This window comes from Nocardioides immobilis (genome assembly GCF_003515065.1).
Classification (GTDB): domain Bacteria; phylum Actinomycetota; class Actinomycetes; order Propionibacteriales; family Nocardioidaceae; genus Nocardioides; species Nocardioides immobilis.
In genome coordinates this window covers 43,162-56,900 of the sequence record NZ_QXGH01000043.1, presented here as the reverse complement: position 1 = coordinate 56,900, position 13,739 = coordinate 43,162, and the positions used below count along the sequence as shown (strand labels likewise).

Sequence of the window (13,739 nt, the reverse complement as noted above, 5' to 3'; positions counted from 1 at the left end):
CCCTGTCACCACGCTTCGCGTCAGCGGCCTTCTTGTAGTCCGGTCGCCCGGTCCTTTCGGTCACAGCAGTCATCATCGTTCCTTTGCTGAGACCGATCGCTTACACAGACCATCTGACACCCCCCTCCGGGTTCAACCTTGACTGCACTCACGTCATCAGTCTGCCAACGGGGTCCGACACGACCGAACGCATTACACGGCCCGAAGTGGAACGCCGGGACCTGTTGGCTTCCTCGGCGAACCTCTGCACCTTGCATCGCCATTAGCCCCGAAACGGGGTTCGCGAGAAGCAAGGAACAATCGACGTGGAAGTCATCGGGTATCTCAGGGTCAGCACCGAGGAACAGGCGAGCAGCGGCCTCGGTCTGGAAGCTCAACGAGCACGGATCACATCCGAGTTAGCGCACAAAGGCTGGAACGTTCGTTGGTTGGTTGACGAGGCTACAGCGCGAAGAACCTTGATCGGCCGGCGATGCGGGAAGCTCAGCCGCTCAATTGAAGTGGCAGCGCGGCTCGGTCACGAGAAGGCTTCGTTCACACTCGACGTCTACATCCACCTGTTCAAGAAGGAATCGCGAGGCCTGGGCGACGCCCTCGATCTGGAATGGGCAGCAGCATCGAACGTCACTCGTCTGCGAAAGCGCAGTGCCCCGTTCTGATCGTCAGCGAACAGGGTGTTTCGCACACACGTTTGGGCGCGCCGGACCAAATGTGTCGGAGCACAACTTCACAATGGACGTATGAAACAGCGGATACGCGTGTGCGACCTGGCCCACGAGCTGCGCATCAGCAGTCTCGACGTGGTCCAAGCCGCGCACGCCCTAGGCATCAACGTGATCCGGGCGACGGCACTACTGACGAACGGCCAGGAGTACCGGATTCGCGAATGGCACGCGAACGGGCACGTCCAGCGGCGACGAGTGCAACCCATCATTGAGCGACCCGCCGTGCCACCGCGCGAGGACGAGTACAAGTTCGCCACCTGCACGTGCTGCGACTACGTGTTCCGCTACAAGCCGCTGCAGGAGTCTCATCAACTCTGCGCCGAATGTCGTCTGCACTTTGAAGAATCCGGCGAGTCCTACGTGCGAACCCTTCAGCGGCACGAGGATCACGTCGAGCAGTCACGTCGCAAGGTGGACGAATACCGCGAGTCCGCCAACAAACTCAGCCGGGAGCGCGACGATGCATTTGCCAAGCGCAACAAGTGGATGGCCGCGCTCGTCGAGATCGTCGTTGCTCATGGCCCCGATGAGGAAGGCGACGGGTGCGCGTGTGGAGCGCCCGACTTCCCGTGCGTGACCCGACGACACCTTCGACACGTGAACAAGGGCATCTACAACCGGTGCGAGGAACTCGAGCAGATGAACGAAGACGAGTTCAATCGCGTCCTGTACGGGCGCGACTACACCTTCTTCAAAGACTGGGACGACGGCGCGGCCTGAGCTAGCCCTTCTCGCGTCCGCGAACCTTTGAGATCCACCCGCGCAACCCGCTCCGAGGTTGTGGCGCGGACTCCTCCCCCTGGTTCGATGCTCTCTCGGCCCGGTGCGCCTCCAAGAACTCCACGTCCTCAGCGCTGACCTCGGCCTGAGTGATCGTGTTGACATTCAGACGCCCTCGCGAGGTCCACCTACTCATGATCTGCTCGATGCCCTTGATCTTCTCGGCAATGTTGTGGAGGTCGTCGCGATCGATGGCTGTGTACTTGAAGGGCTGCAAGTCGAGCACAAGCGGGGGATCGTCGTAAGGCCTCCGCTCGCGGTGCCACCAAGGTCTTTGACCCTCGTCCAGGGTTTTGTAGGTCACTGTGGCGACATAGCGAAGCGGGACGCTCTCATCTGCCGGGAAGAAGTCGGGGCCCTTGCCAAAGAGGACGTTGATCTTTCTCCCAGGGGCGAGCATCGGGATCGGTTCAGAGAACAACGCGAAGCGGTTGGCATTCAAGCCTTGGGTTGGACTCTCCAAGGGGCGGTCGAAGGTGATCCGGACGTCGGTCGCGGGAGTCGTGCCGATATTGCTGACCGTGATCATCACGGCGATCCCGCGGAACTCGAAGTCAACGATCACGTACGGACGAGTTTGGTCCTCACGAACCTGCCTGCCATGTCGAACCTGGAGCCACACGAGCACACCAGCGATGGTCGCGACGACGAGTGCTCCAACCTGTCCAAACGCGCCCCACTCAGCGGCTTCCCACGTCGTCGGATCCATGCCGCGACCGTACTGCGTGGGTCCGACGTTTCCGCCCTGCCAGACCGGGCCCGATCCTCTGCACACTGGTTCAGCCAGTAGCCACCAGAAGGGACCAGCAATGAGCCAGAGTCAGGTCGGAGAGTCGGTCTACAGCGCGGGCCAGCTCGCCCGCGTGTGAGAGAAGCCCGCGTCGTTCGTCAAGGGCCTCATCAGTGAGGGGATGCTCGTCAACGACGAGCACGGCCGGATCACGAAGATGAGCGTCCGCGCGTACTACCAAGAGCACGGAGCGCCGTAGGCGCTCGCCCCGTTGTCCACGAGACCCTTCTCCGTTCCCGTGGGCGTCGCAGGCGGGGCCGTGCAGCGGCAACGCGGGTTTCATTGGAATTGCCTCGCGGTGCGCTGGCATCCGCTCTGGCCCCGCCTGTTCGTACCCGAACCCAACGTTTCGCGTTCGACGGCGGAGCGTCTCCGAGTACGCCGACAGTAGGGTGTCCGCATGAATCGGGGGCTCGCAGTGATAGCGCTGGTTCTTGCTGCTACAGCGTGCGGTGGCGAATCGGAGAAGTCGACCTCGCCTGTTGAGACCGTCACCCGCTACTGCCACGGAGACCGTCACCGCGACCATCACCGCGAGCCCGACATCGAGTCCCACACCTGAGGAGACGCAGGAGCCTGAGGATCCGTACGAGGACTATCGCGGTGAGGACGGTTTCGTTACACGGGACGACTTCCCCAGTAACGAATACGGGCTCGCGTGGCCACTGACCGTTGACGCAGGATTCCTGGCGTGTCCCGAGAGCTTCGGTGAGGACGCGGGCTCCGTGACGTTCACAACGCTGGACGGGGAAGAGTACGCACTCAACGGCCAGGCTTCGCACGACTACCCCAACATTCGGCCGATCACCAAGCGCGGCCAGATTGTCTTGCCACTCATCGACGCAGCGCTAGAACTCTGCTGACCCCTGGATCGGGGCCGCTGCCGCCGGGCAAGGGGCCTGACCACGCGGGTCGGCTTACTGGGTGTGTCCCTATGGAGCACCGCCAGGCACTGGGCCGCGCAACGGCGGAGTTCTCTTCGACGGCGCCAACAGGAAACCTGATGGCACAGACAGCCTGCCTGGCACCATCCGGCCCCCACGACTGAACCGGAGCGGCACCTATGCAGGCCCGCATCTTCTGCGCCATCGTCGCCGGCCAAGCGGAAGCAAGCCTCGTCTACGAGGACGAGACCGTTGTGGTCCTAATAGGCCCTGCACCTGCACCCCGCCGTACCCGGCCATTCTCTTCGTGCCACGCGAGCACGCGGTGGGTCTCGAAGACCTCGACGGAGTCACGAACGCTCATGTTTGGCCGGTCGGGTCACGACATGGCGCGGAGACTTGCGACGCTCCGGCATGCGCTGCGAGGGGATCAACCTCTTCCTCTGTGACGCCGAAGTCGCCTTCCGAACGGTCTTTCACTTCCGCCTTCACATCATCCTTCGCTTCGCGGGGCCGGCTGGACCATCATTCCCGACGAGGTGGAACGCGAGAGGTCGCTCCTTGAGAGCGAGGCTCAAGTGATCAAAGACGCCATCCCTCGACGGACCAACTGGGCGAAGAGGGCGCCCATAGTGGGCGCAAAGGGCTACCCGGATGGCCGCTGCTGGCGGCGGGGGAGTGCCTGCTCGCCGGTACCGGCCCATCGCGCGCTGCGGTCGATTCCTGCTGAGACCCACGGCACCGCCCTCGCTCGACCCTGGTGCTCTCTCCCTATTGAACTTTTGCGGGGGCCAACATCGGTAGGGAGTGGATTCCTGCACGTGGGTTGCCACTTGTCTCGGTGGCGCGGTGCCGCGGTGTCCGATCTGCCGGGTTCGCGGTTGCTTGTCCTTGGCAGGTCCGGGCACTTCCGGGATCGGATTGCACGTGAGAGGAGCGGAGCCGTGGAGCACAGCAAGGATGTAGAGGAGTGGGCGGTTGACGCGGCTGGAGAGGTGATCGCTCATGTTGAGCGTCACGGGCTGTCGATCTCGTGGAGCGAGGCGCACGAGCGCCTCCTGATCGAGGCGGGTTGTGGACCGACGGCCGCCGCCGCCGGTGACGACGGTGAGGTGCACTCGCTCGTCAACCCGTTGGGCTGGCAGCATCCCGACTTCAACGAGTCTGTCGCTGCAACCCATGTCCACTGGCGCGGACATCCTTTCCATCCACTGCGCGCGGATTCAGAGGTTCCGGTCGGCGTCCCGGTCGGCACCGTGGTGGAAGCGGTGAGCAGGCTCACCTTCCTGGTATAGCTGTGCGTGGAGGCGTCGCGGGATGGGATCGAGACTCGAGAGGTCGCGGGCTTGGTGACCGCGCTCAGCTGGCACCTGGGCGACAACTACCTGGGCGATCTCCAAGAGGGCGTCGCGAAAGAAAAGATCGACGGCAGTGACTACTTGATCGTGGTGGCCCGTGAGATCGCGGCTGCGATCAGGTTCCTTGAGTCCGGAGAAAATATGCTGGCTAGTGCGGGCGACGTCGCCGCGTGCTTACCGGCACCCTTGGCTGCCGCCTTCCTCGACTTCGACACCGATCGCGCCTGCGTTCTGGCTCTCCGCTGGTCTCTCGGAGTCGCCTGATGGCCAGGCCGTGCGCCTCGGTGGCCTGCGGGTTGGGTCGCGCCGGGCCAAAGGCCCTCGTTCGCGAATCCGATGGACGGGCTGCCCTTTGATCAGAGGTCGAGGGTCGCAATGACGGGTCGGTGGTCGGAGCCGGTCGAGTTCTTGCGTTCGTTGGGGTAGTCGGTGGTCGAGGGCGTCTGCCCGGTGCCGGGGGTGAGCTCGGTTGCCCGGCCGGCGAGCGCACTGGATACGAGCAGGTGGTCGATCAGTTCGGCTCTCCCGCGGTAGACGCGGGAGTAACGCTGGTTTGGGGATTAGCGGCCCCGAGGTCGCACAGTTGGCGGTACACGCACCCTGACGCAGGTTGACGTCGAGCACGACGCGAGGCCCGGACGTGCCCTCGCACGCCACCTCGACCTGGACAGACTTCAGCAGGTGACGACCGCCACCCAGCCCGGAGGGCTTCGACGTGACTGGCAAAGTCTGCCGACTTGGTCACACTATGGTCACGGATTGAGTGACAGTCACTGAAAGCCAGTCACGACGTGTGAGCGGTGTATGCCCAGGTCAGGAGTCATTTCTGGTCGCTTGCGAACGTTAGTGAAAGTGCTCGTGTTAAACGGAGGGTTGTTGGTTCGAGTCCAACCGGGGGAGCAAGGCAAAACGGCCCGTGACCTGCGGAAACGCAGATCGCGGGCCGTTTTGCACTCCTCCGTTTGCATCGGCAATGCGGCGCGTCGTTCACGTGCATTCCGTTGGGGCGAATCGGACAGTCCCGGACCGAAGCCCGGTGGCCCACCTCAGCGGACCGGAGGCTCACCCTTCGTGGAGGTCGACCCGATGACTTCCTCAACTTCGATGAACGCTGCCGGCCGGCGCGGTGCCGGGAGTACATTCGAGCACGAATGTCCGACCAGTGGATCCGAGCCGGCAGAGCTGAGGGCAATGGGGTCGTCGCGTCACGAGAAGGTCGTCGGGCACTTGCCGCTGGAGATCAACGAGATGGTCGGCCGCCGACAGGAAACGGCCGAGATCCGGCAGCTCATGGCTTCCCACCGGCTTGTCACGGTGACCGGACCCGGGGGCATCGGAAAGACGCGCACGGCACTGCACGTCGCCCGTTCGGCCCGTCGTAACTTCGCTGACGGCGCGTGGTTCGTCGAGCTCGGCTCGTTGCGGGACCCGTCGCTGGTCGGCCAGGTCCTGCTCGAGGCCCTCAAGGTGCCCGACTCTTCGGCGAGGAATCCGGAGACGGTGCTGATCGAGTACCTCCGCGGCCGCGACACGCTGCTCGTAGTGGACAACTGTGAGCATCTCGTTGTCGGGGTCGCTCGCCTCGTCGATGCGATGCTCCGGGAGGTGCCCGGGGTCCAGGTGCTCGCGACCAGCCGCCAGCCGCTCGGAGTGCCAGGCGAGGCGACCTACCGCCTCGCGCCGCTGCCGGTTCCGGCAGACGAGTTCGCCGACGTGCCCCAGATCTCTGGCTTCGCGTCGATCGAGCTGTTCGCAGCCCGGGCGCGGGCGGCGCTTGGTTCATTCGAGGTGGATGCGTCGAACATCCGCGACGTCGTACGCCTCTGCACAACGCTCGAGGCACTGCCGCTCGCGCTCGAGCTGGCGGCGTCCCGACTCAAGGTGATGACGATCGACGAGCTCCTCCGGCGACTCGACGACCGGTTCACCATGCTCAAGGGGAGCAGTACCGTCGGTGCGCCTCGCCACCAGACGCTCCTCGCCGCGGTTGCCTGGAGCCACGACTTGTGCACCCCCGTTGAGAAGCTGTTGTGGCGTAGGGCCTCGGTGTTTCCGGGTGGCTTTGACCTGAACGCGGCGGAGGAGGTGTGCTCGGGCGGGGATCTGCCCCGCGATCAGGTCTTGGACGCGCTGCTCGGCCTGGTCGACAAGTCCGTCGTTGTCAACGAACAGGGCGACGGCCGGGTGCGGTTCCGGATGCTTGCGACGCTCCGCGAGTTCGGCTCGGAGTGCCTCGCGGAGGCTGGGGAGCTCGAGAGCCTGAGCGCCGCCCACTGTGCATGGACCTCGGGCATGCTGGCCGATGCGGCCGCTGAATGGTTCGGGCCGGGCCAGGTCGAGTGGACCGCAAGGCTGCGCCTCGCGCAGTCCGACATCCGAGCCGCGCTGGAGTTCTGCGCAACCCACTCCGACTACGCCCGCGTCGGCCAGCGAATGGCCGGAGAATGCTGGTTCCACTGGATTGCCGGCGAATATCTTTCCGAGGGCCGCCTCTGGCTTGAGAGGCTCCTCGCTGCCGACACCCGACCGACCGTCGAGCGTGCTCTCGCTCTTCGAACCGCAGCAGGGGTCGCCGCGCTCCAAGGAGACACCGGCCGGGCGGACCAGGCGGCCGCTGAGTGCGAACAGCTCGCCAGCGACCTCGCGCGACCGGACCTCGTCGCCTACGGCGTGCACATGCGGGCGCTCTCCGCCTTCTTCGCCAGCAGGGCTGCGGAGGCGGAAGATCTCTTCCTCCGCGCCCGAACGCTCTACGCCGATATCATGGTCTCCGAGGCTTGGAGGCTCCTGCTCCTGGTCCACTACGGCGCCATGCACGCTCTGCAGGGCGACCTGCCAGTCGCTGCCGGCTTGTTCGAGGAGACCCATTCGCGCAGCGAAGAGCACGGTGACCAGTGGGCGCGCTCATACGCCGTCTGGGGTCGCGGGCTGGTCAGCTTCCATGCGGGAGAGCTCGAGGAGGCCGAGACCTCGCTGCTGCGGAGCATCGAGATGAAGCGGCCATTCCACGATCTGCTCGGGCTTGCCCTGGCCCTCGACGCGCTGGCGTGGGTGCTCGCCGCGAAGGGTCAGGCGCTGCGGGCCGCCCGACTCGTGGGAGCCGCATCGTGGCTGTGGTCCACCTTCGGCACCGACCTCTTCGGCTCCGAGTTCTTCACCGCGCAGCGTGCACAATGCGAGGCCGCCGCCCGCAAGGCGCTCGGGGACCCGGCCTACGTCGAGGCGGTCGGACAGGGTGCCTCGGCCTCGCTCGACGACACCCTCGGTGAGCTGGTGGACAACGAGCCCGCACAACGCGCGCCCCGGCGTACCAAGTCGTTGCTGACCAGGCGCGAGCAGGAGGTCGCAGCCCTGGTGGCCGAGGGGCTGACCAACCAGGAGATCGCCGACAAGCTGGTGATCTCGACGCGTACGGCAGAAGCGCACGTCGAGCACGTGCTGCGCAAGATGGACTTCCGCTCACGAACCCAGATCGCCACCTGGTACGCGACTCGTACTGACTGACCTGACGGCCACCCGGACCGCCACACACCGAGTCGCCGAGTCACGGCCGCCCGTTCCGGACAGATCTGTCGGATCCGTAGTTTTCCCGGATGCCCCAACGGTGAGGCACGCCACACGATGGTTCTCAAGCGTGATGAGGGACACGGAGAGCCGCCGTCCTCCGTCCATGAATCGGATCCTCTGACATCACGCTCGACTCACGGCCGAACGAATTCCATTGCCGACGAAGAGGTAGACCGGTGACCAACTTGCAGTCTGGATCAACGCGAGCAGGAGAGAGCTCGAGGTGGGCCGACGCCGACATCGCGGCGCTGGTGGACGAGACGAATGGGCGTCTCGATCCCCGGATCTTCACCGACCAGGCCATCTATGAGCAGGAGCTGGAGCGCGTCTTCGCTCGCTCCTGGTTGATGTTGGGTCACGAGACCCAGATCCCCAAGCCCGGCGACTTCATGACGAACTACATGGGCGAGGACCCCGTCATCGTCTCGCGGCAGAAGAACGGGGACATCCGTGTCTTCCTGAACCAGTGTCGGCACCGGGGCATGCGGATCTGTCGGGCCGACGGAGGCAACGCCAAGTCGTTCACCTGCAGCTACCACGGCTGGGCCTATGACACCGCCGGCAACCTGGTGAGCGTTCCGATGCAGCAGGAGGCCTTCCCCAACCTCAAGAAGGAGGAGTGGGGCCCCCTCAAGGCGCGGGTGGAGACGTACAAGGGACTCATCTTCGCCAACTGGGACGCCGACGCCCCCGACCTCGAGACCTACCTCGGCGAGGCGAAGTTCTACATGGACCACATGTTGGATCGGACCGAAGCAGGCACCGAGGCCATCCCAGGTGTCCAGAAGTGGGTCATCCCCTGCAACTGGAAGCTGGCCGCCGAACAGTTCGCTAGCGACATGTACCACGCGGCGACCACCGCTCACCTGTCCGGCATCCTGGCGGGGCTGCCCGAGGAGATCGACATCACCGACGTGGCGCCCCCGACGACCGGCATCCAGTTCCGCGCGCCCTGGGGTGGGCACGGCACCGGGTTCTACATCAACGACCCGGCACTGCTGCTCGCCATCACCGGGCCGAAGATCGCTGAGTACAACACTCAGGGACCGGCCGCCGAGAAGGCTTCTGAGCGTCTGGGAAGCATCGAGCGTGGCGCGCAGGTGACCGCGGAGCACATGACCATCTTCCCGAACTGCTCGTTCCTGCCAGGCCTGAACACGGTCCGCGCATGGCACCCCCGCGGCCCGAACGAGATCGAGGTCTGGGCATTCACCATCGTCGATGCCGACGCACCCGACGACATCAAGGACGAGTTCCGTCGCCAGTCGATGCGCAGCTTCTCTGCGGCGGGCGTCTTCGAGCAGGACGACGGCGAGAACTGGGTCGAGATCCAGCAGGTGCTGCGCGGGCACATGGCTCGCAGCCGGCCGTTCAATGCGGAGATGGGCCTGGGGGAGACGCGAGAGGACCACCCGTCCTATCCCGGAACGATCAGCAATGTGTACAGCGAGGAAGCGGCTCGGGGGCTCTACACGCACTGGGTGCGGATGATGACCTCTCCTGACTGGGCGGCCCTCAACGCCACTCGTACTCCGCAGGTCGACGCAGCGTCCGCGTAACCGAGCCGCGGCTTCGACCGTCTGCTACCCGACCCACTCTTCGGCCAAGAAATAGGTCCGCCATGATCGAGACGACATCACCCACCACCCCTTTCCTCGCCAAGCCGGCGCCCATAGACGTGGCGCTGCAGCAGGAGATCGAGCAGTTCTACTACTGGGAAGCGAAGCTTCTCAATGATCGGCGATTCCCGGAATGGTTCGCGCTTCTGGCGGACGACATCCGCTACTGCATGCCGATCCGGACCACCCGCGTCTTGCGTGAGTCCCACCACGAATACACGGGACCCAACGACTATGCGCACTTCGATGAAGATGCGGTCTACATGCGCCAGCGTCTCCGCAAGATCACCTCCGACGTGAGCTGGTCGGAGAATCCGGCTTCGCGCACCCGGCACATCATCTCGAACGTCATGGTCGTCGACGGGGAGCATCCCGGCGAGTACCAGGTCTCGAACGTCTTCGTCGTCTACCGAAACCGTCTGGAGCGTCAGGTCGACATCTTCGCCGGCGAACGGCAGGACCTGCTGCGGAGGACGGACGGCGACAGCGGGTTCGAGATCGCGCGGCGAACCATCCTGCTGGACCAGAGCACCGTCCTGTCCAACAACCTCAGCTTCTTCTTCTAGGTCTCCCGATGTCTCTCACACGGATCTGTAGCCCGAGCGACCTGTCGCCCGGAGACATGCTTCGCTTCGAAGATGGCCCGGAGCCGATCCTGGTCTGCAACGTCGGCGGCGAGTTCTTCGCTGTCCAGGACACCTGCTCGCATGACGAGTGGTCGCTCGCCGACGGCGACCTGGAGGACGACATTGTCGAGTGCACGCTGCACTGGGCCAAGTTCTCCGTACGAACAGGCCAGGTCAAGGCGCTGCCCGCCTGCGTGGCCCTTCGCACGTTCGTGACCAAGGTCGAGGGAGACGATGTGCTCGTCGAGCTCGACAGTGATGCGACAGCCTGATGATCTCGAACATCGTGGTGGTAGGCGGTGGCGTCGCGGGTATCGCCGCGGTGCAGGCACTGCGGTCCGAAGGCTATGACGGGCGTCTCTACCTGATCGGCGCAGAGAAGGAGCATCCCTACGACCGCACTGCCCTGTCGAAGAGCGTTCTGGTCGGAGAGAAGAGCAACCCTCCTCCGCTGCTGCCGGTGGACTGCTACAGCGATCTTCGTGTCGAGCTCGTGCTCGACAGGACGGTGGAACGGTTGGACCTCGACCGGCGCGAGCTGGTGCTCGATGACGGCGTGGCGCTCCGGGCCGATCGGGTCTTGTTGGCGACCGGCGCTCGTGCGCGCGCCGCGGTCATCCCCGGCGCGGATCTGCCCGGCGTCGCTACTCTGCGGACCTCGAACGACGCCTATGAACTCCGCGAGCAGTGGCGGCCAGGCCAGCACCTGGTCGTCGTGGGGGGAGGGCTGATCGGGTGCGAGGTCGCGACCACTGCTCGCAAGCTCGGACTCGACGTCACCGTCGTGGAGGCATCGGACGAGCTGCTCCAACGTGTGCTCGGCCGACGAATCGGCCGATGGTGCCGGCATCGGCTGGAAGAGCTCGGTGTCGCGATCCGGTTGAACACGGGGGTCACGGAGTTCACGGGCACGAGTCGGGTCACCGGGGTGATCGACACCGCAGGTCAGTTCGTGTCCGCGGACAGCGTCATCGTGTGCGTGGGTGCGGAGCCTGAGACCACGCTCGCCGAGCAGGCCGGCCTTCGCTGCAGCCGCGGCATCGTCGTCGACGACGTCGGGAGCACGAGCGCCGAGGGGGTCTACGCCGCTGGAGACGTGGCGTCCTGGCCCTTGCGCACGGGCGGTCGACGATCGCTCGAGACCTACATCAACAGCCAGAAGGAGGCGGCCAGCGTCGCGTCCGCGATGCTCGGCAAGCCCGTTCCTTCACCACAGATCCCGCTGTCGTGGACCGAGATTGCTGGCCACCACATCCAGATGGTCGGGGACATCGAAGGCTCGGGGGACTACGTCGCGCGAGGCGATCTCGACGACGGTCCAGCGCTGCTGTTCAGGGTGGACGACGGCCACGTGGCAGCAGCGGTTTCGGTAGGTGCGCCGCGTGACTTCGCCATGGCGAGCCGCCTCGTCGACGCCGACGTCTCGGTGAGTCAGGAAACACTCGCAGACACCGGTGTCGAGCTGCGCCAGCTGTATCAAGCGGCTCGTAGCAAAGCCACCGTCAACTAGAAGGAGAACTGCAATGAAGCTCAAGGATGAAGTCGCGCTGGTGACTGGCGGTGGCGCCGGTCTGGGGCGGGCAATCGTCGATCGTTTTGTCTCGGAAGGTGCGCGCGTTGCTGTTCTGGACCGATCCGCCGACGGGCTGTCGGCGCTGAAGGAGGCCCACGGTGACGCGGTTGCCGTGATCGAGGGCGACGTACGGTTCCTCGACAGCCACCGAGAAGCCGCCGCGAAGTGCGTCGAGCAGTTCGGAAAGCTCGACTGCCTGATCCCCAACGCAGGTGTTTGGGACTATTCGACCGCGTTGGTGGACACGCCGGACAAAGTCATCGAAGAGGCATTCGACGAGATGTTCTCGATCAACGTCAAGGGATACCTGCTCGCGGCGAAGGCGTCTCTTCCTGCGCTGTACGACAGCAAGGGCAGCATCACCTTCACCGTCTCCAACGCAGGCTTCTATCCCGGCGGTGGTGGTGCTCTCTACACCGCTGCGAAGCACGCAGTGGTGGGACTCGTCAAGCAGCTCGCCTTTGAGCTCGGTCCTCACATCCGAGTCAACGGCATCGCGCCCGGCGGTCTCGGCGGAACTGACCTCCGAGGGCTGAAGTCGCTTGATCTCCAGGACACCAGCATCTCGACGATTCCGCTCGCTGACATGCTCGCCGGCGTCCTGCCGACGGGCCGGATGGCCACCGCTACGGAGAGCGCAGGAGCCTACGTCTTCTTCGCCACGCGCGCGGACACCGTGCCCCTGACCGGGAGCGTTCTGAACTTCGACGGCGGCATGGGCGTGCGCGGCCTGGACGGGACGAACCGCGGCGCGCTGCTGGACCAGCACTTCGGGCAGAAGTGAGCCGTCGGTCGCGTTGCGCACCGAACGGCGTGTTCTCCATCGGCGCCGCCTGGCGACCGGTGTCCCTCTCCACGGCGGAAGCCGGCTCCTGAAAGGTTAGACAATGAGCGTTCAACGGCTCGGTTACTTGGGCTTCGAAGTATCAGATGTGCAGGCATGGCGGTCGTTCATGACTCAGAAGCTGGGAGTCATGGAGGCGTCCGGCGACGAAGCGTCGGCGCGGTTCCGGATCGACTCGCGCGCCTGGCGCCTGCAGGTTGACAAGGGAACCTCGGACGACATCTCCTTCGCAGGCTTCGAGGTCGACAGCGCACAGTCGCTCGCGGCCATTCGCAAGCGTCTGGAAGCCCATGGCGTAGAGGTGACCACGGAGACCGCAGACGCCGCAGCCAAACGTGGCGTCCTCGGTCTGCTCTCTTGCTCAGACCCCGTTGGCTCTCGGGTCGAGATCTACTACGGCGCCACCGAGCTCTTCGAGGAGCCGTTCAACTCGCCGACCGGTGTCCACGGGTTCCTCACGGACGACCAAGGTCTCGGACACTACGTGCTCGCAGTGCCTGACATCGACGCGGCGCTCAGCTTCTATGTCGACGCGCTGGGCTTCCATCTCTCCGACATCATCGACTGGCAGATCTCCGAGACCATGGGGACCACCCTCCACTTCCTGCACTGCAACGGCAGGCATCACACCTTGGCGCTCGCCAGTATTCCGAGTCCGAAAAAGGTCCATCACTTCATGCTCGAGACGACGAGCATGGATGACGTGGGCTTCGCCTACGACCGGTTCGTCGAGGACGAGACCGTCGTCCTCAGCCTGGGTCGCCACACCAACGACCACATGTTCTCCTTCTACGGCGGGACGCCGTCCGGTTTCGCCGTCGAGTACGGCTGGGGCGCCCGTAGCGTCGAACCAGGCTGGTCGGTGGTGCGCTACGACAAGATCAGCTACTGGGGTCACAAGCCCACCAAGAAGCCGGGGGACTGAGCCCGGACCCCAGGCCGGTGCCCGTCGCTAACGCTCAGAGCGGCGGGC

13 protein-coding genes are annotated in these 13,739 nt (G+C 64.9%); 12 read left to right on the top strand and 1 reads right to left on the bottom strand.

The genetic code is table 11. The annotated features are described in order from the left end of the window. Nucleotides 1-305 precede the first annotated feature (305 nt). Both D0Z08_RS32445 and D0Z08_RS28875 read left to right on the top strand, forming a co-directional pair. The gene (locus D0Z08_RS32445) at nucleotides 306-659 is read left to right on the top strand and encodes a recombinase family protein (RefSeq protein ID WP_220454430.1); all 354 of its coding nucleotides are present in this window, start codon (nucleotides 306-308) and stop codon (nucleotides 657-659) included. Between the two features lie 81 nt (nucleotides 660-740). Further along, on the top strand, nucleotides 741-1,445 hold the full coding sequence (locus D0Z08_RS28875; protein WP_147381576.1) for a hypothetical protein: 705 nt from the start codon (nucleotides 741-743) through the stop codon (nucleotides 1,443-1,445). Between the two features lies 1 nt (nucleotide 1,446). On the opposite strand, the gene D0Z08_RS28870 is transcribed toward D0Z08_RS28875, so the two are convergent. Beyond that, complete coding sequence (locus D0Z08_RS28870; RefSeq protein ID WP_118928745.1) at nucleotides 1,447-2,214, bottom strand: hypothetical protein; 768 nt, start codon at nucleotides 2,212-2,214, stop codon at nucleotides 1,447-1,449. An 806-nt stretch (nucleotides 2,215-3,020) separates the two neighbouring features. On the opposite strand from D0Z08_RS28870, the gene D0Z08_RS32440 reads away from it, so the two are divergent. The 10 genes from D0Z08_RS32440 to bphC all read left to right on the top strand — a co-directional run bounded on the left by D0Z08_RS32440 (nucleotide 3,021) and on the right by bphC (nucleotide 13,691). Beyond that, complete coding sequence (locus D0Z08_RS32440) at nucleotides 3,021-3,158, top strand: hypothetical protein (protein WP_182481562.1); 138 nt, start codon at nucleotides 3,021-3,023, stop codon at nucleotides 3,156-3,158. Between the two features lie 965 nt (nucleotides 3,159-4,123). Further along, nucleotides 4,124-4,474, top strand: a complete 351-nt coding sequence (locus D0Z08_RS32435) for a hypothetical protein (RefSeq protein ID WP_182481561.1) — start codon at nucleotides 4,124-4,126, stop codon at nucleotides 4,472-4,474. A gap of 54 nt (nucleotides 4,475-4,528) precedes the next feature. Beyond that, complete coding sequence (locus tag D0Z08_RS28855) at nucleotides 4,529-4,801, top strand: hypothetical protein (protein WP_147381575.1); 273 nt, start codon at nucleotides 4,529-4,531, stop codon at nucleotides 4,799-4,801. A gap of 927 nt (nucleotides 4,802-5,728) precedes the next feature. Beyond that, nucleotides 5,729-8,041: an ATP-binding protein gene (locus D0Z08_RS28850; RefSeq protein ID WP_182481560.1), complete on the top strand. Its 2,313-nt coding sequence runs from the start codon at nucleotides 5,729-5,731 to the stop codon at nucleotides 8,039-8,041. Between the two features lie 239 nt (nucleotides 8,042-8,280). After that, complete coding sequence (locus D0Z08_RS28845) at nucleotides 8,281-9,663, top strand: aromatic ring-hydroxylating dioxygenase subunit alpha (RefSeq protein ID WP_147381574.1); 1,383 nt, start codon at nucleotides 8,281-8,283, stop codon at nucleotides 9,661-9,663. Nucleotides 9,664-9,725: 62 nt separating this feature from the next. Beyond that, nucleotides 9,726-10,289 (top strand): aromatic-ring-hydroxylating dioxygenase subunit beta, encoded by a 564-nt coding sequence (locus tag D0Z08_RS28840; protein WP_118928741.1) that lies wholly within the window; start codon nucleotides 9,726-9,728, stop codon nucleotides 10,287-10,289. An 8-nt stretch (nucleotides 10,290-10,297) separates the two neighbouring features. Further along, nucleotides 10,298-10,621: a non-heme iron oxygenase ferredoxin subunit gene (locus D0Z08_RS28835; RefSeq protein WP_118928740.1), complete on the top strand. Its 324-nt coding sequence runs from the start codon at nucleotides 10,298-10,300 to the stop codon at nucleotides 10,619-10,621. Continuing rightward, nucleotides 10,621-11,859, top strand: a complete 1,239-nt coding sequence (locus D0Z08_RS28830; RefSeq protein WP_118928739.1) for an NAD(P)/FAD-dependent oxidoreductase — start codon at nucleotides 10,621-10,623, stop codon at nucleotides 11,857-11,859. Before D0Z08_RS28835 ends, D0Z08_RS28830 begins: the two co-directional genes overlap by 1 nt. Before the next feature lie 13 nt (nucleotides 11,860-11,872). Beyond that, complete coding sequence (gene bphB, locus D0Z08_RS28825; RefSeq protein ID WP_118928738.1) at nucleotides 11,873-12,706, top strand: cis-2,3-dihydrobiphenyl-2,3-diol dehydrogenase; 834 nt, start codon at nucleotides 11,873-11,875, stop codon at nucleotides 12,704-12,706. Between the two features lie 103 nt (nucleotides 12,707-12,809). Then, nucleotides 12,810-13,691 (top strand): biphenyl-2,3-diol 1,2-dioxygenase, encoded by an 882-nt coding sequence (bphC, locus tag D0Z08_RS28820; protein WP_118928737.1) that lies wholly within the window; start codon nucleotides 12,810-12,812, stop codon nucleotides 13,689-13,691. Nucleotides 13,692-13,739: the final 48 nt, after the last annotated feature.

Excerpts from the sequence above, each read along its gene's own strand:
- D0Z08_RS28835 (WP_118928740.1), top strand. The coding sequence starts at position 10,298 with ATGTCTCTCACACGGATCTGTAGCCCGAGCGACCTGTCGCCCGGAGAC.
- D0Z08_RS28850 (WP_182481560.1), top strand. The coding sequence starts at position 5,729 with ATGGGGTCGTCGCGTCACGAGAAGGTCGTCGGGCACTTGCCGCTGGAG.
- D0Z08_RS28840 (WP_118928741.1), top strand. The coding sequence starts at position 9,726 with ATGATCGAGACGACATCACCCACCACCCCTTTCCTCGCCAAGCCGGCG.
- D0Z08_RS28870 (WP_118928745.1), bottom strand. The coding sequence starts at position 2,214 with ATGGATCCGACGACGTGGGAAGCCGCTGAGTGGGGCGCGTTTGGACAG.
- bphC (WP_118928737.1), top strand. The coding sequence starts at position 12,810 with ATGAGCGTTCAACGGCTCGGTTACTTGGGCTTCGAAGTATCAGATGTG.
- D0Z08_RS28830 (WP_118928739.1), top strand. The coding sequence starts at position 10,621 with ATGATCTCGAACATCGTGGTGGTAGGCGGTGGCGTCGCGGGTATCGCC.
- bphB (WP_118928738.1), top strand. The coding sequence starts at position 11,873 with ATGAAGCTCAAGGATGAAGTCGCGCTGGTGACTGGCGGTGGCGCCGGT.
- D0Z08_RS28875 (WP_147381576.1), top strand. The coding sequence starts at position 741 with ATGAAACAGCGGATACGCGTGTGCGACCTGGCCCACGAGCTGCGCATC.